Source organism: Terrabacter sp. Root85 (assembly GCF_001429185.1).
Classification (GTDB): Bacteria; Actinomycetota; Actinomycetes; order Actinomycetales; family Dermatophilaceae; genus Terrabacter.
This window is the reverse complement of record NZ_LMIW01000008.1, coordinates 228,138-245,497: the sequence shown is the minus strand read 5'-3', so window position 1 is coordinate 245,497 and position 17,360 is coordinate 228,138. Positions and strand designations below refer to the sequence as shown.

Genomic DNA, 17,360 nt, shown 5'->3' with positions numbered 1-17,360 from the left:
AGCCGAACAGACCTCGGAGGGACCTCTTCTGTGCTGGGACAGGCCGTTTTCCGACGCGTTTCGGTGCGGTTACCGGGCCAATGGAGCCACAACAGACCATTCGGACAGCATCACCGGGCATTCGAAGCCGGCGTGCCGCCGGGGTCAGAGCCCGAGCGCCCACTCCAGGGTGCGCGCGACGCCGTCCTCGTCGTTGGACGCGCACGTGCGGGTCGCAGCGGCGCGGGCATCCGGGTGGGCGTTCGCGACGGCCCACCCGACTCCGGCCCACTCGAGCATCGGGATGTCGTTGGGCATGTCACCGAAGGCCCACACGTCAGCGGGGTGGATGCCGGCGCGGGCGCACCACCGCACGAGGCCCGCTGCCTTCGTCACGCCCGGGGCCGAGATCTCGGCGAGCCCCCCGGTGCCCGAGTGCTGCACGAGGGCGCGGTCGCCGAGCACCTCGGCCACGCGCGGGATGACCTCGTCCTCGGGCAGGTGCTCGGTGCGAGCGAGCAGCTTGCCCACGACGGCGTCGGGCGGGAGATCCTCGATGGGGGCCGGCACGAGGTCCCTCGGCACCCAGCGGGGGTGCAGCTCGGGGTAGTTCGGCTCGGTGTGCACACCGCCGCTCAGCTCGGCGCTGAAGCCGATGCCCGGCACCGCGGCCCGCAGGTCCGCGACGATCTCGAGCAGCAGTGCACGGTCGAGCGGGTAGGACGCGACGACGGTCCGCGTGCGCACGTCGTAGTCGAAGGCGCCGTTGGCGCTGATGACCGTGCCGTCCCCGCCGACGGCGTCGGCGAGCGGGTCGAGCCACCGGGGCGGACGCGCCGTCACGAAGACGACGCCGATGCCGGCGGACTCGGCCGCGCGCAGCGCAGCGCTCGTGCGTGGGGAGATCAGCCCGTCGGAGCGCAGCAGCGTCCCGTCGAGGTCGGTGGCGACGAGGCGCGGCCGCCGCAACGGCGCGTCAACCACGGACGCCACTCCCCCGACTCAGACGAGCCGGGTCAGCCAGCCGTGCGAGTCCTCCGCGCGGCCGTACTGGATGTCGAGGAGCTTGGCGCGGATGGCCTCGGCGTAGCGGTCCTCGTGGCCCTCACGACGGTGGTCGACGGAGCCGCCGTCCCAGCGCAGCTCGCCGACGGGAGTGACGACGGCCGCGGTGCCGCACGCGAAGATCTCGACGATGTCGCCGCTGGCCGCGCCCTCCTTCCACTCCTCGATCGGGATGCGCCGCTCCTCGGGCTCGAGGTCGAGCTCCTTGGCGATCTCGAGGATCGAGCTGCGGGTCACGCCCTCGAGGATCGTGCCGGTCAGCTCCGGCGTGATGATGCGGCCGTCCCGGGTCACGAGGAAGAGGTTCATGCCCCCGAGCTCCTCGATGTACGTGTGCGTCGAGGAGTCGAGGAAGACGGCCTGGTCGCAGCCGTGCTCGATGCCCTCGAGCTGGCCGGCGAGCGAGCTGGCGTAGTTGCCGCCGCACTTCGCCGCGCCGGTGCCGCCCTCGCCCGCACGGGCGTAGTCGGTGGAGATCCACAGCGTGACGGGCTTGAGACCGCCGGAGAAGTAGGCGCCGGCCGGGGAGGCGATGACGGAGTAGGTGACCTGCTGGGCCGGACGCACGCCGAGGAAGGCCTCGGAGGCGAACATGAACGGGCGCAGGTAGAGGCTCTTCTCTCCGGCGTCTCCGGCGGGGACCCACGCCTGGTCGACGCCGACGAGCTGGCGGAGCGACTCGATGAAGTCGGCCTCGGGCAGCTCCGGCAGCGCGAGGCGGCGGGCCGAGCGGGCGAAGCGGGCGGCGTTGGCCTCGGGGCGGAACGTCCAGATCGACCCGTCGGCGTGACGGTAGGCCTTCATGCCCTCGAAGATCTCCTGGGCGTAGTGCAGCACCGCCGCCGCCGGGTCGAGCTGGAAGGGACCGTACGGCTTGACCTGCGCGTCGCCCCAGCCGCCCTCGGCGGTCCACGTCGCGACGACCATGTGGTCGGTGAAGGTCTTGCCGAAGCCGGGGTTCTCGAGGACCTCGGCGATGCGCTCGGGCGACGTGACGTCGTCGCGGCGCCTGACCTCGAAGGACAGCTGGGACATGACAAACCTCCAGGAGCAAAATCAACGGTGATCCGGTTGTCAGGCTATCGCCCACATCGTGAGACGACGAAGTCGGGCACCGCCCACGGGCTCCGGTCCGGACCGCGCGGCGCACCACGCGCCCGACACCGCCACCCGCGGGCGAGGCCCAGTCGGGCGTATGCCGTGTGGCGTCGCTGTCAGAGGCGCGCGACCACGGCGTCGCCCACGGCCGTCGTGCTGCGTACGGCGTCACCACGCTCAGCAAGGTCGGCGGCGACGGCCGCGTCCACCCGGCCCGCCTCGGCATCGAGGCCGAGGTGCGCGAGGAGCATGCCGACCGAGAGGATGGCGGCGGTCGGGTCGGCCTTGGACTGACCGGCGATGTCGGGGGCCGAGCCGTGGACGGGCTCGAACATGCTCGGGGTCGTGCGCGCGGGGTTGATGTTGCCCGACGCGGCGAGCCCGATGCCGCCGGCGATCGCCGCGGCGATGTCGGTGAGGATGTCGCCGAAGAGGTTGTCGGTGACGATGACGTCGAAGCGGCCGGGGTCGGTCGCCATGAAGATCGTCGCGGCGTCGACGTGCTGGTAGGCGGTCTCGACGTCGGGGAACTCGGCTCCGACCTCCTCGACGGTGCGGCGCCAGAGGTGGCCGGCATACGTGAGGACGTTGTGCTTGTGCACGAGGGTCAGGTGGCGACGCGGGCGCGCCTGGGCGCGGGAGAAGGCGTCGCGGACGACACGCTCGACCCCGAAGCGGGTGTTGACGCTGACCTCGGTCGCGATCTCGGCCGGGGTCCCGACGCGCAGCGCGCCGCCGTTGCCGGTGTAGGGCCCCTCGGTGCCCTCGCGGACGACGACGAAGTCGATGCCGTCGGGGGCGACGCGCGCGACGTCGAGCGGGCTCGCCACTCCGGGAAAGAGCTTGGCGGGGCGCAGGTTGACGTAGTGGTCGAGGGCGAAGCGCAGCGGCAGCAGCACGCCGCGCTCGAGGACGCCGCTCGGGACGCTCGGGTCGCCGATCGCACCGAGGAGGATCGCGTCGTGGCCGCGCAGCTCCTCGAGGACGGAGTCGGGCAGCGTCTCGCCGGTGTCGTGCCAGCGGCGGGCGCCGAGGTCGTACTCGGTCGTCGCGAACTTCGGACCGCTCTCGCCGGTGACCGCGTCGAGGACCTTGAGTCCCTCCGCGACCACCTCGGGCCCGATGCCGTCACCGCCGATCACGGCGATGGAGTAGGCGTCCTTGACCTGCGTCTGTGCCATGTCGTCAGCCTAGAACCCGTCTTGTGATGTGGAATCTGCGTCTCAGTTATTGAACCGACGACGGCCCCCGCCCGGGAGGGCAGGGGCCGTCGTCACGGTGTCGCGGCTCGGCCGCGGACGTCGTCGGGTCTGGCTCAGTCTTCGGTGTGACCCTGGTCGCGCAGGTCCATAGACTCCTGCAGGGCCTGACGGGCAGCCTTGGCGTCTTCGCTCATGGTGATCACGTCTTTCGAGTTGCGTGCGGTGTGGTGGTCTCAGGTGGCTCCAGCCCGGGTGGGCGAACCGGTCAGCAGAGGGGTGCGCGGGATCTCCGCGGCGAGGTGCTGACTACCTGGACTCGCCGCGGCGGGGAATAAGTACGACCTGCCGCGTCATGCATTTCACGGTACGCCGGGCTACCCATGGGTAAAGGGGGTTTCCACTGGATGAGACGCGGTGTCCGCCATTCGTCAGGGCTGGGGGCCGCGGCGCGGTGCCGCGCATCCCCCGCTCCCCCTGCTCGGAGCCGTAGGCTCGCCGCGTGAGCGCCGACCACCCCGACGCGCCTGCCGACCCCTCCACCGGCACCGCTCGCCACCACGCCGACCACCCGGACCACCGGGCCGCTGCCACTCGCACCCGGCACACCAGCCACGCCGTCCCGGGCGTGCCGTTCGACGACGAGGCGCGATGGATCGCCATCACGCCGGGCAACGCCCGTCGCATCATCGTCACGGTGTTCGTCGCCGTCGTCCTGCTCTCCGTGGCGACGTGGGCCTTCCACGCGATGGGCAGCTTCCTCTTCCTGCTGCTGCTCGCGTGGCTGCTGTCGATCGCGATGGAGCCGGTCGTGCTGTGGCTGAGCCAGCGCGGCATGAAGCGGGGCCTCGCCACGGGGATGACGATGCTCGGGATGCTCCTGCTCTTCGCCGGGCTCGCCGAGCTCTTCGGACAGGTCTTCGTGTCGCAGCTCTCACAGCTCGGGTCGCAGCTGCCCGGCGCGATCACCTCGGCGATCGACTGGGTCAACTCCACCTTCGGCACCCAGTTCGACATCGAGCAGATCCAGACTGCCCTGAGCCTGACGCCCGACAAGCTCGGTGAGCTCGCGGGCAAGTACGGCGGCGGCATCATCGGGGTCTTCGGCTCCGTCATCACCTTCCTCTTCGACGCCCTGACGATCCTCGTCTTCGCCTACTACTTCTCGGCAGACAGCCCGCGGCTGCGCCAGACGATCGGCTCGTGGCTCCCCCAGCGCTACCAGCGCGTCTTCATCACGGTCTGGACGATCTCGGTCGAGAAGACCGGCGGCTACGTCGTGTCCAAGCTCGTCCTGGCCTCGCTCTCGGCCGTCTTCCACGTCGCCTTCTTCTGGTTCATCGACGTGCCGTTCTGGCTGCCCCTCGGCATCTTCGCCGGCATCGTCGGCCAGTTCATCCCGACGATCGGCACGTACATCGGCGTGGCCCTGCCAGCCCTCTTCGCCCTCCTCGACAAGCCGATCAACGCCCTGTGGATCGCGGTGTTCGCGACCGTCTACCAGCAGCTCGAGAACTACGTCTTCACGCCGCGCATCAGCCGCCGCACCATGGACGTGCACCCGGCCGTCGCCCTCGGTTCGGTCATCGCCGGCGCCGCGCTCTTCGGCCCGATCGGTGCCCTCATCGGCATCCCCATCGCGGCGGTCGCCCTCGCGATCGTCGACACGTTCAGCAAGCGGCACGAGCTCGTCCCTGAGCTCGCCGGCCTCGAGCCGGCCGACGACAAGGACGACGAGGACGGCGAGGACGAGGACAGCGAGGACGAGCGGGACGCCGAGAGTCCCCAGCGCGTCGAGACGGACGCCGGCCGGCGGACCTGACCGGCGGAGCTGACCGGGCGACGTGTCCGGCAGACCTGTCCGGCCGCGGCTCAGTCCTGCAAGCCGATGACCGAGAAGGTCTTGGCCTCGATGACCTCGGAGAGCTCGGCGGCCATGGCTGCGGGCACGGCGCTGTCGACGTTGAGCACCCCGATGGCCCGGTCGTCCTGGCGTGAGACCTGCATGCCGCCGATGTTGATGCCCGCGTCGCCGAGGATCCGACCGACCGCGCCGATGACACCCGGACGGTCGGAGTACTCGAAGACGAGCATGTGGTCCGAGAGCGGGACCTCGAGGTCGTAGCCGTTGACGCCGACGAGCTTCTCGACCATCTTCGGGCCGGTCAGCGTGCCCGAGACCGAGACGACCGACCCGTCGGCGAGGGTCCCGCGCAGCGTCGTGACGTTGCGGAAGTCACCGGAGTCGGGGTCCGTGACGAGCCGCACGACGCAGCCGCGCTGCTCGGCGAGGACAGGGGCGTTGACGTAGGTGACGGCGTCCTCGACGACGTCGGTGAACAGTCCCTTGAGGGCGACCAGCTTCCACACGCTGACGTCGTGGGCGGTGATCTCGCCGCGGACGTCCACGTCGAGCTGGGCCGGCACGCTGCCGGACACCGCGGTGAAGATGCGGCCGAGCTTCTCGACGAGCGGGATGCCCGGGCGGACCTCCTCGGCGATGAAGCCGCTGCTGACGTTGACGGCGTCCGGGACGAGCTCTCCCCCGAGCGCGAGACGCACCGACCGGGCGACGGCGATGCCGGCCTTCTCCTGGGCCTCCTCGGTCGAGGCGCCGAGGTGCGGCGTGACGACGACGGACTCGTGCTCGAAGAGCGGTGACTCGGTGGTCGGTTCGGTGGCGAAGACGTCGATGCCGGCGCCGGCGACGCGGCCCTCGGCGATCGCGCGTGCCAGGGCGGCCTCGTCGACGATGCCGCCACGGGCAGCGTTGACGATGCGAACCGAGGGCTTGACCTTCGCAAGAGCCTCCTCCCCGATGAGGCCGAGCGTCTCGGGCGTCTTGGGCAGGTGGATGGTGATGAAGTCGGACTGGGCGAGCAGCTCGTCGAGGCCCACGAGCTGGGCCCCGAGCTGTCCGGCCTTGGCCGGCGACGCGTAGGGGTCGTAGGCGAGGATCCTCATGCCGAAGCCCTTGAGGCGCTCGGCGACGAGGGCGCCGATGCGGCCGAGGCCGACGACCCCGACGGTCTTGTCGAGCAGCTCCACACCGGAGTACTTGCTGCGCTTCCACGCCCCCGCCTTGAGAGCCTGGTTGGCCGGCGCGATGTTGCGGGCCGTCGCAAGGAGCAGGGCCACGGCGAGCTCGGCGGCGGACGTGATGTTGGACGTCGGCGCGTTGACGACCATGACCCCGGCCTGCGTCGCCGACTGGACGTCGACGTTGTCGAGGCCGACACCGGCTCGGGCGATGACCTTGAGCTGCTTCGCGGCAGCGATGGCCTCGGCGTCCATCCTCGTGGCCGAGCGGATGAGGATCGCGTCGACGTCGGCAAGCGCCGGGAGGAGTGCCTCGCGGTCGGCCCCGTCGACCGAACGCACCTCGAAGTCCGGTCCCAGTGCCTCGATCGTGGCGGGCGACAGCTCTTCGGCGATGAGGACAACGGGTTTGGTCACAGAGGAACCCTTCCGGACGGGCGGGACCCTACGCACGACAGGGGGCGCGGGCCGTCGGCGGCACCGCGATGTGCCGTCGTCGAGTCTAGGCCGTCGTTCGCGCAGAATCACGGGATGTAACCACAATGTGAACACGGGTCCGAGGGGTGTTCGGGGTATCAGTTCATGGAACACCGATCCCGTATGCCGGACGCTTCGACACCACGCACCACGCGCGAGGCATTGCGCCGGCACGGGCGGGCACGACAGGGTGGGGTCATGCGCATCGTCGTGACAGGTGGCGCCGGGGACCTCGGCTCGCGGGTCGTCCGCGAGGTCGTGGCCCGCGGACACCAGGCGGTGCCGGCCAGTCGGAGGACCGGCGTGGACCTGACGACCGGCGAGGGTCTCGAGGCCGTCCTGGCGGGCGCCGACGCCGTCGTCCACTGCGCCGACGACACGTCCCGCGGTGACACCGTCACGGTCTACGGGACGCGCCGGCTGGCCGATGCGGCTGCCGAGCACGGCGTGCACCTCGTGCACATCTCGATCGTCGGCATCGACGAGCACCCCTTGGCCTACTACCGCCGCAAGCTGCGCGCCGAGCAGGGCATCGAAGCTGCGGGTGGTGCCGCCTCGGTGTTGCGCGCCACCCAGTTCCATTCCCTCGCAGCATTCTTCGCCCGCAAGCTGAGTGCAGGGCCGATCGCGGTGACCATCGGCGACATGGCCCTCCAGCCCGTCGACACGGACTTCGTGGCCACGCGCCTGGCCGACCTTGCGCTGGGAGCGCGCCCCACGGCATACGCCAGGGCGACGGACGTCGCGGGTCCCGACGTGCTCACGGTCGGTGAGGTCGCCACCCTGCTGCGTGCGCACCGGGGCGCCTCCGCCCCGAAGGTCGTGCGCGTACCGCCCGTCGGCGGGCTCCTCAAGGCGTTCGCCGAGCGACGCAACGTCCCGTTCCCCGGCGACGCGGACACCGGCGGCCAGGCCTTCGCCGACTGGCTCGCCCTCCAGCCGCAGCGGCTCAGCGGCCGCTGACAGGTCGCGGCACGCGAACGGCCGGCATCCCCACGAACGGGACACCGGCCGCCGAGCCGTGCGGACGGGTCAGCGCGCGGCGCTGCCCTCGACGTAGTCGGAGTCGGTCTGCTTGACCCACGCCATGAGCTTGCGCAGCTCGCGGCCCGTGCCCTCGATCGGGTGCTGGGCACCCTTCTCTCGCAGCGCCTTGAACTCCGGTGCGCCGGCGTCCTGGTCGTCGATGAAGCGCTTGGCGAAGGTGCCGTTCTGGATGTCGCCGAGCACCGCCTTCATGTTCTCCTTGACGCTCGGGTCGATGACGCGCGGACCCGACACGTAGTCGCCGTACTCGGCGGTGTCGGAGACCGACCAGCGCTGCTTGGCGATGCCGCCCTCGATCATGAGGTCGACGATGAGCTTGAGCTCGTGGAGGCACTCGAAGTAGGCGACCTCGGGCTGGTAGCCGGCCTCGACGAGGGTCTCGAAGCCGTACATGACGAGCTGGCTCGCGCCACCGCACAGGACGGCCTGCTCGCCGAACAGGTCGGTCTCGGTCTCCTCGGTGAACGTCGTCTTGATGCCGCCGGCACGCAGGCCGCCGATCGCCTTGCCGTAGGCCTTGGCGAGGTCCCAGGCGGTGCCCGACGCGTCCTGCTCGACGGCGAGGAGCACGGGCACCCCACGGCCGTCGGCGAACTCGCGGCGCACGATGTGGCCCGGTCCCTTGGGGGCGACCATGAGCACGTCGGCGTCGGCCTCGGGCTTGATGTAGCCGAAGCGGATGTTGAAGCCGTGGCCGAAGAGGAGCGCAGCGCCGTCCTTGAGGTTGGGCTGGATGTCGTTGGCGTAGACCGTCCGCTGCACCTGGTCGGGCGTGAGGATGACGACGAGGTCGGCCTCCTTGACCGCGTCGGCGACCGACGTGACCGTCAGGCCCTCGGCCTCGGCCTTGGCCTTGCTCTTGCTGCCCTCGGCGAGGCCGACGCGCACGTCGACGCCGGAGTCGCGAAGGTTGAGTGCGTGGGCGTGGCCCTGGCTGCCGTAGCCGATGACGGCGACCTTCTTGCCCTGGATGATCGACAGGTCGGCGTCGTCGTCGTAGAACATCTCGGCCATGGTGGCCTTCTCCTTCGGTTGCGGTGTGCAGTGGGTCTGGTGGTGCGGTGGGTGGAGCCCGGCCGGGTGGAGCCGGGGTCAGGCGCTACGCAGGCTGCGGTCGGTGATCGATCGGGAGCCGCGACCGACGGCGACCATGCCGGACTGGACGAGCTCCTTGATGCCGAACGGCTCGAGGACGTCGAGCAGGGCTCGGAGCTTGTCGGAGGTGCCGGTGGCCTCGATGACGATCGCGTCGGTCGTCACGTCGACGACCTTGGCCTTGAAGAGCTGGATCGTGTCGATGACCTGGCTGCGGGTCGCCGGGTCGGCTCGGACCTTGACGAGCAGGATCTCGCGCTGCACCGAGGCGTGCGGGTCGAGCTCGACGACCTTGAGCACCTCGATGAGCTTGTTGAGCTGCTTCGTCACCTGCTCGAGCGCCGCGCCCTCGACCTCGACGACGACCGTGATGCGGGAGATGTCGGGCAGCTCGGTCGGGCCGACGGCGAGGGAGTTGATGTTGAAGCCGCGTCGGGAGAAGAGCGCCGCCACGCGGGTCAGGACGCCGGGCTTGTCCTCGACGAGGACCGACAGGGTGTGCTTGCTCATGCTCAGTCCTCCCGCTCCCAGACCGGCGCCTCGTGGCGCGCGGCCTGGATCATGTCGTTGCTGACGCCGGCCGGCACCATCGGCCACACCATGGCGTCGCGGTGCACGATGAAGTCGATGACGACCGGGCGGTCGTTGGTCTCGAGCGCCAGCTTGATGACGGCGTCGACCTCCTCGGGCGTCTCGGCCCGCAGGCCGAGGCAGCCGTACGCGTCGGCGAGCTTGACGAAGTCGGGCACCCTCTGGGTCGTCGGCTGCAGGTCGGTGTTGGAGTAGCGCTCGTTGTAGAAGAGCGTCTGCCACTGGCGGACCATGCCGAGCGAGCTGTTGTTGATGATCGCGACCTTGATCGGGATGTTGTTGATGACGCAGGTGGCGAGCTCCTGGTTCGTCATCTGGAAACAGCCGTCACCGTCGATGGCCCAGACCGTGCGCTCGGGCTCGGCGACCTTGGCGCCCATGGCTGCCGGGACCGAGAAGCCCATCGTGCCGAGGCCACCGGAGTTGATCCACGCGTTGGGGCGTTCGTACTTGACGAACTGCGCGGCCCACATCTGGTGCTGGCCGACACCCGCGACGTAGGTCGCCTCCGGTCCGGTGAGGGCCCCGATGCGCTCGATGACGTACTGCGGCGAGAGCGTGCCGTCCTCGCTGTCGGTCCAGCCGAGGGGGAAGGTCCGCTTCCAGTCGGCGACGCGCTCGCGCCACTCGGCGTAGTCCCAGGCGTCGGTGTCGTCGTCCGCCGTCGCCCGGTCGAGCGTGATCTGCTCGATGAGGTCCTTGATGACCTCGCCCACGTCACCGACGATCGGCACGTCGGCGATGCGGTTCTTGGAGATCTCGGCGGGGTCGATGTCGGCGTGGATCACCTTGGCGTGCGGGGCGAACGTCGAGAGCTGGCCGGTGACCCGGTCGTCGAAACGCGCGCCGAGCGTGATGAGCAGGTCGGACTTCTGCAGGCCCGTCACCGCGGCGACCGTGCCGTGCATGCCGGGCATGCCGAGGTTGAGCGGCTCGCTGTCGGGCACCGTGCCACGCGCCATGAGGGTCGTGACGACGGGGATGCCGGTCAGCTCGACGAGCCGGCGCAGCGCCTCGCTCGCGCGGGCTCGCACGACACCGCCCCCGACGTAGAGGACGGGCCGCTTGGCCGCAGCCATGAGGCGCGACGCCTCGCGGATCTGCTTGCCGTGCGGACGGAGCACCGGGCGGTAGCCCGGCAGGTCGATCTGCGGCGGCCAGCTGAAGGTCGTCGTCGCCTGGAGCGCGTCCTTGCTGATGTCGACGAGGACCGGACCCGGCCGGCCCGTGCTCGCGACGTGGAACGCCTCAGCGATCGCCTGCGGGATCTTCGCCGGGTCGGTCACGAGGTAGTTGTGCTTCGTGATCGGCATCGTGATGCCGCGGATGTCGGCCTCCTGGAAGGCGTCCGTACCGATGGCGGCGCTCGCGACCTGACCGGTGATCGCGACGATGGGCACGGAGTCCATGTGCGCGTCGGCGAGCGGCGTCACGAGGTTCGTCGCGCCGGGGCCCGACGTCGCCATGCAGACGCCGACCTTGCCGGTCGCCGACGCATACCCCTCGGCCGCGTGGCCGGCACCCTGCTCGTGGCGCACGAGGATGTGACGGACCTTCTTGGAGTCGAGCATCGGGTCGTAGGCGGGCAGGATCGCGCCGCCGGGGATGCCGAAGACGGTGTCGCAGCCGATGGCCTCGAGGGAGAGTACGAGCGCCTGCGCCCCGGTGACCTCACGGGCCGGCGTGACGGGCCCGACGGGCTCGACGGGCTTGGCCTCCGCCGCGGGTCGGGGACGGGCCAGGGAGGCCACGTCGGCGGGCGAGGGCGCCTGCTTCGTCGTGTCGCTCACGATCTCTTCCTTGTCTCGAGCACTGCGTGGTGATGCCGGTTCGGGCTGACTCCAGCCACAAAAAAACCCTTCGGTCCCGCGGTGGGACGGAAGGGGGCGCGCTGACCGTTCGAGCTGGTCGGCGCGCTAGGGAAGTACGAGGAGTCGGGCCACGTGACAACCGTCCTACCAAGCCCCAGCGGTGTCAATCGACCATCTCGGGCGTCTCAACATGTGACCTCGTGATCTCACCCACTGTCACACCGGCGGTCGGGGCGCCGGCGCTGTCCCCGGTCCGCGAAAGTCGGTTGTCGCCGGCGCGACCGGCTCGGGACACTGACCGGCATGACGAGCGCCGTGCCCCTCCAGCTGCCGCCTGCTGCGGCCCACCTCGCCGACCGACCGCTGTCGCGGGACGACGCGGCTGCCGTCACCGCCCTCATGGCGGCCTGCGAGCTGCACGACGTCGGAGAGGTGCTCATCGAGGAGGCCGACATCGTCGGCGACTGGCAGCGTCCCGCCTTCGACCTCGCCACGCAGTCCGTGGGCGTGCTCGACGGAGACCGGCTCGTCGCGTACGCGGAGGTCTACAAGGGTCGCTGGGCCGACGCGGCCGTCGCACCGACCCACCGCGGTCTGGGCCTCGGGACGGCCCTGTCTCGCTGGACGCGAGCCGTCGGCGCGCGTGACGGCGGCACCGTCGTCGGCCAGCCGGTGCCCGGCGACTCGGCCGGTGAGCGCCTCCTCTCGGCTCTCGGCTACCGCACCCTGTGGACGTCGTGGGTGCTCGAGCTGCCGGCCGGGCAGGCGATCGAGCCACAGCCCGTCCCGGAGGGGTATGCCGTCCGCGAGCCGCGCGACGAGGACGACCTCCGCGCGACGTGGACGGTCAACGAGGACGCCTTCCTCGAGTGGTCCGAACGCGAGCGCTCGACCTTCGAGGAGTGGACGGCCACCGTCTCGCGACGACCGGGCTACGAACCGTGGCAGCTGCGGCTCATGGTCGACGCGTCCGACACCGTCGTCGGCATGGCCTTCGTCGTCGTGTCGAGCGGCTGCGCCTACGTCGACAAGCTCGCGGTGCGCCGCGACGAGCGCGGCAGGGGTCTGGCCAGGGCGCTGCTCGTCGACGCCTTCGAGGCCGCCCGCGCGCACGGCGGCGAGCGGTCCGAGCTGTCGACCGATTCCCGCACCGGCGCCCTCGGTCTCTATGAGAAGGTCGGCATGCAGGTCACGTCGGTGTGGCGCCACTGGGCGGCCGACGTGGCACCGGACCCGGGGGCCGCACCAGCCTGAGGAGACGCCGTGGAGCAGCACACGAGCATCGACATCGACGCGCCGGTCGCCCGCGTCTGGGCGGTGATGCGCGACGTCGAGCGCTGGCCCGAGTGGACCGCGTCGGTGCGGTCGGTGACGCTGCTCGACGACGGGCTGCGGGTCGGGGCGCGGGCCCGCATCGACCAGCCGCGGATCCCGACGACGGTCTGGACCGTCACCGGCCTCACCGAGGGGCACGACTTCACGTGGGAGGCGAGCGGGCCCGGCACGTTGACGACGGGTCGCCACGGCGTCGAGGGGACGGGCCGCGGCACGTGCCGGGCGACGCTCTCGATCACCCAGTCGGGCCTGCTCGGCTCGGTCGTCGGGCGTGGTTACCGTTCGCTCACCGACCGCTACCTCGTGATGGAGGCCGCAGGTCTCAAGGCGCGCGCCGAGTCGCCGGAGCGGACGGAGTCGCCGACACCCGGCGAGAGCTCCTAGCCTCGCGGCGACGCGTCCCGGGTCAGCGGGGCAGCGCAGGGTTCGCGTCCGAGGCCGCGACGTCGCCCGGTGCGAGCCCGGGCAGCCATGAGGTGAGGTCGTTGGCCTGCGCCGAGTTGGCCGGTTCGAGCACCGTCAGTCCGTCGGCGAACCAGATGACGGTCATGACCTCGCGCATCCGGTCCGAGGAGTTGCCGAGGGCCTTGTGCACCGTCCAGCCCGAGTGGAAGGACGCGTCGCCGGCACGCATCGCGACCGGTTCGTCGACGACGAGGCCGCGCTCCGTGAGCAGCCGGTCGAAGTGCTCCTCCGACGCGTCGGAGATGCCGATGTCGCTGAGCGGCCCGTCGACGTGGCTGCCGGAGGCGAAGGCGAGCCCGCCGTGGGCGGGGGTGATGTCGACGAGCGGCATCCACATGGTCAGGCACCGGGAGCCGTCCAGCGGCCAGTACATCGCGTCCTGGTGCCACGGCGTGTAGCCCCCGCCGGGCTCTTTGAAGAGCGCCTGGTCGTGGTAGAGCCGCACCCGCGGGACGCCGAGCAGGTGGGCCGCCACGTCGGCGAAGCGGGAGGCCATGACGAAGCGCGCCACGTCCTCGTCGTGCCGCCAGAGGTTCATCACCTGGAGGAACGCCATGCCGTAGCTGTCGCGCTCGGCGAGGGGCCGGGTCTCGGTGCTGAGGCGCTCGACGGCCGCCGCGACGGGCACGCGGTACGCCGCCACCTCCTCCTGCGTGGCCACCTGGGCCAGGCGCACGTGGCCGTTCGAGCGGTAGGCCGCGACGTCGACGTCTGACACGGGGTATGCCGTGGTGAGCGCGGGCAGCAGGTCGGTGGGCATGTGGTGGCTCGTCCTCCGTGGATCGTGAACGACCCGAGCGGTCGTCGCAGGTCCCAGCACACCAGTCGTGCTCGGACCCGACCCGGAACGGCGTGGTCACAGGGGAACGATCTGGTTCGATGACCTCATGGACGAGCGGGCGGCGCACGGCGAGAGCGCTCGACGCGTGCCGTCAGGCCGGCTCGGCGAGGTGCTCGTGGCCGGACGCCTCACCGGCGGCAGCGGCCTACCGGTGGGGACGACCCGGCGACACCCGACGTGGGGCCTGACCTTCGTCACCGCGGGCACGGGCCGCTACCGCGACGCGGGGCGCGACGAGTCCCTCGGCGCGGGCTCCCTCGTCGTCGTGCACCCCGGCCATCCGCACTGGTACGGCGCCGACCGCGACGGCTGGGACGAGGTCTTCGTCGTCTTCGACGGGGTCGCGTTCGAGCTGGCCCGGCGACGTGGTGCGCTCACGCCCGACCACCCCCTCGCGCACGGTCTGCCGGTCGCCAGGTGGCGCCACCGGTTCGCGGCCTTCGGCGAGCGGACCCGCCCGACGACCGTCGCGGGCCGGGACGCCGAGGCCCTCGACCTGCTCACGGCCCTGCTCGAGGCGATCGCGACCGCAGGTGCGGGCAGGGATCCTCGCGGACCCGCGGGGCTCGGCTGGCTCGATCGGTCCCTCGAGCTGCTCGACCGCGACCTCGCCGAGTCGCTGGACCTGCCGTCCGTGGCCGCGGAGGTCGGGATGGCCTACGAGACATGGCGCCGACGGTTCCGGTCCGAGACCGGCACGAGCCCCTACGCCCACCGCGCCTCACGACGGCTCGAGGCTGCCACCGACCTGCTCGTGCACACCGGGCTCGGCGTCCGGGACATCGCTGCGACAACCGGATTCAGCGACGAGCGGCACCTCATCCGCCGGTTCCGCGAGCACACCGGGATGACGCCCCGCGCCTTCCGCGACACGGAACGCTGAACCGGCCACACGGCATACGCCATCGACCGCCCAGCCTGGGTCGAGGTGATGGCGACACCGAGCCGGGCGTCGCCATCACCTCGAACCCGAGCGAGGGTCAGCCGCAGACGGCGCCGCGGCTGGCGCTGCCGACGAGCTTGCGGTACTTCGCGAGCACACCGCGGGTGTACTTCGGCTCGGGGTGCGTGACGCCTTCAGCTCGGCGACGCTCCATCTCGTCGTCGTCGACGAGCACGTCGAGCGTGCCGTTGGCGACGTCGAGGCGGATCGTGTCGCCGTCGTGCACGAAGGCGATGGGCCCGTCGTCGACGGCCTCGGGGGCGACGTGGCCGACGCAGAGGCCGGTCGTGCCGCCGGAGAAGCGACCGTCGGTGAGCAGGAGGACGTCCTTGCCCAGGCCCGCGCCCTTGATGGCGCCCGTGACGGCGAGCATCTCGCGCATCCCGGGACCACCCTTGGGGCCCTCGTAGCGGATGACGACGACGTCGTTCTTCTGCAGCGAGCCCTGCTCGACGGCGTCCATCGCGGCGCGCTCGCCGTCGAAGACGCGGGCGGTGCCCTCGAAGACGGACTCGTCGAAGCCGGCCGACTTCACGACGGCGCCCTCGGGCGCCAGCGAGCCGGTGAGGATCGTCAGGCCACCGGTCTTGTGGATCGGCGTCGCCATCTCGCGGATGACCCGGCCGTCGATGTGCGGCGGGTTGATGTCGTCGAGGTTCTCGGCCATCGTCTTGCCCGTCACCGTGAGGCAGTCGCCGTCGAGCAGCCCGGCCTCGAGCAGCGTCTTCATGACGACGGGGATGCCGCCGATGTGGTCGATGTCCTTCATGACGAAGCTGCCGAACGGCTTGACGTCGGCCAGGTGCGGCACCTTCGCACCGATGCGCCGGAAGTCCTCGATCGTCAGGTCCACCTCGGCCTCGTGCGCGATGGCCAGCAGGTGGAGCACGGCGTTGGTCGAGCCGCCGAAGGCCATGACGACGGCGATGGCGTTCTCGAAGGCCGGCTTCGTCATGATGTCGCGCGCGGTGATGCCCTTGCGGAGCAGCTCGACGACGGCCTCGCCCGACTTGCGGGCGTACATGTCGCGGCGCCGGTCGGTGGCGGGCGGCGCGGCCGAGCCGGGGATCGACATGCCGATGGCCTCGGCCACGGCGGCCATCGTGTTGGCGGTGTAGAAGCCGCCGCAGGCGCCCTCCCCCGGGCAGATGGCGCGCTCGATCGCGTCGACGTCCTCGAGCGACATCTTCCCGGCGTTGCACGCACCGACGGCCTCGAAGGCGTCGATGATCGTGACCTCCTTCTCGGTGCCGTCGGAGAGCTTGGCGATGCCCGGCAGGATCGTGCCGGCGTAGAGGAAGACCGACGCGAGGTCGAGACGGGCGGCAGCCATGAGCATGCCCGGGAGCGACTTGTCGCAACCCGCGAGCAGCACTGACCCGTCGAGGCGCTCGGCATTCATGACCGTCTCGACGGAGTCGGCGATGATCTCGCGGGAGACGAGGCTGAAGTGCATGCCCTCGTGGCCCATCGAGATGCCGTCGGAGACGGAGATCGTGCCGAACTCGAGCGGGTAGCCACCAGCGGCGTGCACGCCGTCCTTGACCGCCTTGGCGAGCCGGTCGAGCGACAGGTTGCACGGCGTGATCTCGTTCCACGAGCTCGCGACGCCGATCTGCGGCTTGACCCAGTCGTCGTCGCCGAGGCCCACGGCCCGGAGCATCCCCCGCGCGGCGGTCTTCTCGAGACCGTCGGTGACGTCGCGGCTGCGGGGCTTGATGTCAGGCGTCTGCGTCATGCGAGCAGCATAGAACCGTGTCCGCTGGGTGGACACCGCATCTCACAGCCTGAGCCCGTGCCGACCGGGCGTCGGCCGGTCAGTCGTCGTGACCGCGGCTGACGTGGAAGCGCGCCAGCTCGCACGTGCCGAGGTCGAGGTCGGCCCAGTCCCCCGCGTAGCGCAGGACCGCGAGCCCGCTCGTGACGAAGCCCTCGCCGAGGGCCTCGTGCGCCTCGCGCGAGCCCTCGCCGTCGGTGAGCAGACTCGTCAGCTGCGCCATCGTCGGGTTGTGGCCGACGACGAGGACGGTCGAGGTGTCACCGGCGTCCTCGCGCACGGTCTCGAGCGTCTGCTCGGAGCCGCCGAGGTAGACGCTGCGCCGGAACTCGACGAACTCCGTGTGCGCGCCACCGCGGCACGCCTCCTCCCACGTCTGCCGCGTGCGCTGCGCCGTCGAGCAGATGACGAGGTCGGGCACGAGGCCTTCGGCATGGAGCCACTTCCCGGCCGCCTTGGCGTCCCGTCGACCACGGGCCGCCAGCTCGCGGTCGTGGTCGACCTTGCCGGGCCCCTCCTCGGCCTTGGCGTGACGCATGAGGATGAGGGTCTTCTCTCTCGAGGCGCTGCTCATGACTCCGAGCATGCTCCGGACCGG

Annotated in this window: 15 protein-coding genes; 5 read left to right on the top strand and 10 right to left on the bottom strand. The window is 71.0% G+C overall.

Annotated features, from left to right (window positions below; genetic code table 11):
* Positions 1 to 144 precede the first annotated feature (144 nt).
* The 3 genes from ASE25_RS07675 to ASE25_RS07665 all read right to left on the bottom strand — a co-directional run bounded on the left by ASE25_RS07675 (position 145) and on the right by ASE25_RS07665 (position 3,323).
* Positions 145 to 963: a Cof-type HAD-IIB family hydrolase gene (locus ASE25_RS07675; RefSeq protein WP_235508596.1), complete on the bottom strand. Its 819-nt coding sequence runs from the start codon at positions 961 to 963 to the stop codon at positions 145 to 147.
* An 18-nt stretch (positions 964 to 981) separates the two neighbouring features.
* Positions 982 to 2,079 (bottom strand): branched-chain amino acid aminotransferase, encoded by a 1,098-nt coding sequence (locus ASE25_RS07670; protein WP_056824475.1) that lies wholly within the window; start codon positions 2,077 to 2,079, stop codon positions 982 to 984.
* A gap of 179 nt (positions 2,080 to 2,258) precedes the next feature.
* Positions 2,259 to 3,323 (bottom strand): 3-isopropylmalate dehydrogenase, encoded by a 1,065-nt coding sequence (locus tag ASE25_RS07665; RefSeq protein ID WP_056770247.1) that lies wholly within the window; start codon positions 3,321 to 3,323, stop codon positions 2,259 to 2,261.
* A 520-nt stretch (positions 3,324 to 3,843) separates the two neighbouring features.
* Here ASE25_RS07665 and ASE25_RS07655 point away from each other — a divergent pair.
* A complete protein-coding gene (locus tag ASE25_RS07655) occupies positions 3,844 to 5,163 on the top strand; it encodes an AI-2E family transporter (protein ID WP_056824472.1) in 1,320 nt (439 codons plus the stop codon).
* A gap of 50 nt (positions 5,164 to 5,213) precedes the next feature.
* Here the strand turns inward: ASE25_RS07655 and serA are convergent, their stop codons facing one another.
* Positions 5,214 to 6,797, bottom strand: coding sequence for a phosphoglycerate dehydrogenase (serA, locus tag ASE25_RS07650; RefSeq protein WP_056824469.1), 1,584 nt, complete (start codon positions 6,795 to 6,797; stop codon positions 5,214 to 5,216).
* Positions 6,798 to 7,055: 258 nt separating this feature from the next.
* Here serA and ASE25_RS07645 point away from each other — a divergent pair, with 258 nt between their 5' ends.
* Positions 7,056 to 7,820: an SDR family oxidoreductase gene (locus ASE25_RS07645; protein WP_056824466.1), complete on the top strand. Its 765-nt coding sequence runs from the start codon at positions 7,056 to 7,058 to the stop codon at positions 7,818 to 7,820.
* Positions 7,821 to 7,889: 69 nt separating this feature from the next.
* Here the strand turns inward: ASE25_RS07645 and ilvC are convergent, their stop codons facing one another.
* The 3 genes from ilvC to ASE25_RS07630 all read right to left on the bottom strand — a co-directional run bounded on the left by ilvC (position 7,890) and on the right by ASE25_RS07630 (position 11,380).
* Positions 7,890 to 8,918, bottom strand: coding sequence for a ketol-acid reductoisomerase (ilvC, locus tag ASE25_RS07640; protein ID WP_056770258.1), 1,029 nt, complete (start codon positions 8,916 to 8,918; stop codon positions 7,890 to 7,892).
* Between the two features lie 78 nt (positions 8,919 to 8,996).
* Positions 8,997 to 9,509, bottom strand: a complete 513-nt coding sequence (ilvN, locus tag ASE25_RS07635) for an acetolactate synthase small subunit (RefSeq protein ID WP_056753659.1) — start codon at positions 9,507 to 9,509, stop codon at positions 8,997 to 8,999.
* A gap of 2 nt (positions 9,510 to 9,511) precedes the next feature.
* Entirely contained in the window at positions 9,512 to 11,380 is a 1,869-nt protein-coding gene (locus ASE25_RS07630) for an acetolactate synthase large subunit (protein ID WP_056824464.1), read from the bottom strand.
* 324 nt (positions 11,381 to 11,704) lie between these two features.
* Here ASE25_RS07630 and ASE25_RS07625 point away from each other — a divergent pair, with 324 nt between their 5' ends.
* Together ASE25_RS07625 and ASE25_RS07620 are read left to right on the top strand one after the other, a co-directional pair.
* Entirely contained in the window at positions 11,705 to 12,655 is a 951-nt protein-coding gene (locus ASE25_RS07625) for a GNAT family N-acetyltransferase (protein ID WP_056824460.1), read from the top strand.
* Between the two features lie 9 nt (positions 12,656 to 12,664).
* Positions 12,665 to 13,120: an SRPBCC family protein gene (locus tag ASE25_RS07620; RefSeq protein WP_082622756.1), complete on the top strand. Its 456-nt coding sequence runs from the start codon at positions 12,665 to 12,667 to the stop codon at positions 13,118 to 13,120.
* A gap of 22 nt (positions 13,121 to 13,142) precedes the next feature.
* Here ASE25_RS07620 and ASE25_RS07615 read toward each other — a convergent pair whose 3' ends face one another.
* Positions 13,143 to 13,961, bottom strand: a complete 819-nt coding sequence (locus ASE25_RS07615; protein ID WP_056824457.1) for a phytanoyl-CoA dioxygenase family protein — start codon at positions 13,959 to 13,961, stop codon at positions 13,143 to 13,145.
* A gap of 127 nt (positions 13,962 to 14,088) precedes the next feature.
* Here ASE25_RS07615 and ASE25_RS07610 point away from each other — a divergent pair, with 127 nt between their 5' ends.
* Positions 14,089 to 14,925 carry an AraC family transcriptional regulator gene (locus tag ASE25_RS07610; RefSeq protein ID WP_056824454.1) on the top strand — a complete coding sequence of 279 codons (837 nt, stop codon included), beginning with the start codon at positions 14,089 to 14,091 and terminating at the stop codon, positions 14,923 to 14,925.
* A gap of 97 nt (positions 14,926 to 15,022) precedes the next feature.
* On the opposite strand, the gene ilvD is transcribed toward ASE25_RS07610, so the two are convergent.
* Positions 15,023 to 16,723: a dihydroxy-acid dehydratase gene (gene ilvD, locus ASE25_RS07605; RefSeq protein ID WP_056824451.1), complete on the bottom strand. Its 1,701-nt coding sequence runs from the start codon at positions 16,721 to 16,723 to the stop codon at positions 15,023 to 15,025.
* Positions 16,724 to 16,802: 79 nt separating this feature from the next.
* The gene (locus ASE25_RS07600) at positions 16,803 to 17,336 is read right to left on the bottom strand and encodes a histidine phosphatase family protein (protein ID WP_235508595.1); all 534 of its coding nucleotides are present in this window, start codon (positions 17,334 to 17,336) and stop codon (positions 16,803 to 16,805) included.
* Between the last annotated feature and the right edge of the window lie 24 nt (positions 17,337 to 17,360).

Excerpts from the sequence above, each read along its gene's own strand:
- ilvD (WP_056824451.1), bottom strand. The coding sequence starts at position 16,723 with ATGACGCAGACGCCTGACATCAAGCCCCGCAGCCGCGACGTCACCGAC.
- ASE25_RS07615 (WP_056824457.1), bottom strand. The coding sequence starts at position 13,961 with ATGCCCACCGACCTGCTGCCCGCGCTCACCACGGCATACCCCGTGTCA.
- ASE25_RS07645 (WP_056824466.1), top strand. The coding sequence starts at position 7,056 with ATGCGCATCGTCGTGACAGGTGGCGCCGGGGACCTCGGCTCGCGGGTC.
- ilvC (WP_056770258.1), bottom strand. The coding sequence starts at position 8,918 with ATGGCCGAGATGTTCTACGACGACGACGCCGACCTGTCGATCATCCAG.
- ilvN (WP_056753659.1), bottom strand. The coding sequence starts at position 9,509 with ATGAGCAAGCACACCCTGTCGGTCCTCGTCGAGGACAAGCCCGGCGTC.
- ASE25_RS07625 (WP_056824460.1), top strand. The coding sequence starts at position 11,705 with ATGACGAGCGCCGTGCCCCTCCAGCTGCCGCCTGCTGCGGCCCACCTC.
- ASE25_RS07665 (WP_056770247.1), bottom strand. The coding sequence starts at position 3,323 with ATGGCACAGACGCAGGTCAAGGACGCCTACTCCATCGCCGTGATCGGC.
- ASE25_RS07600 (WP_235508595.1), bottom strand. The coding sequence starts at position 17,336 with ATGAGCAGCGCCTCGAGAGAGAAGACCCTCATCCTCATGCGTCACGCC.
- ASE25_RS07670 (WP_056824475.1), bottom strand. The coding sequence starts at position 2,079 with ATGTCCCAGCTGTCCTTCGAGGTCAGGCGCCGCGACGACGTCACGTCG.
- ASE25_RS07610 (WP_056824454.1), top strand. The coding sequence starts at position 14,089 with ATGGACGAGCGGGCGGCGCACGGCGAGAGCGCTCGACGCGTGCCGTCA.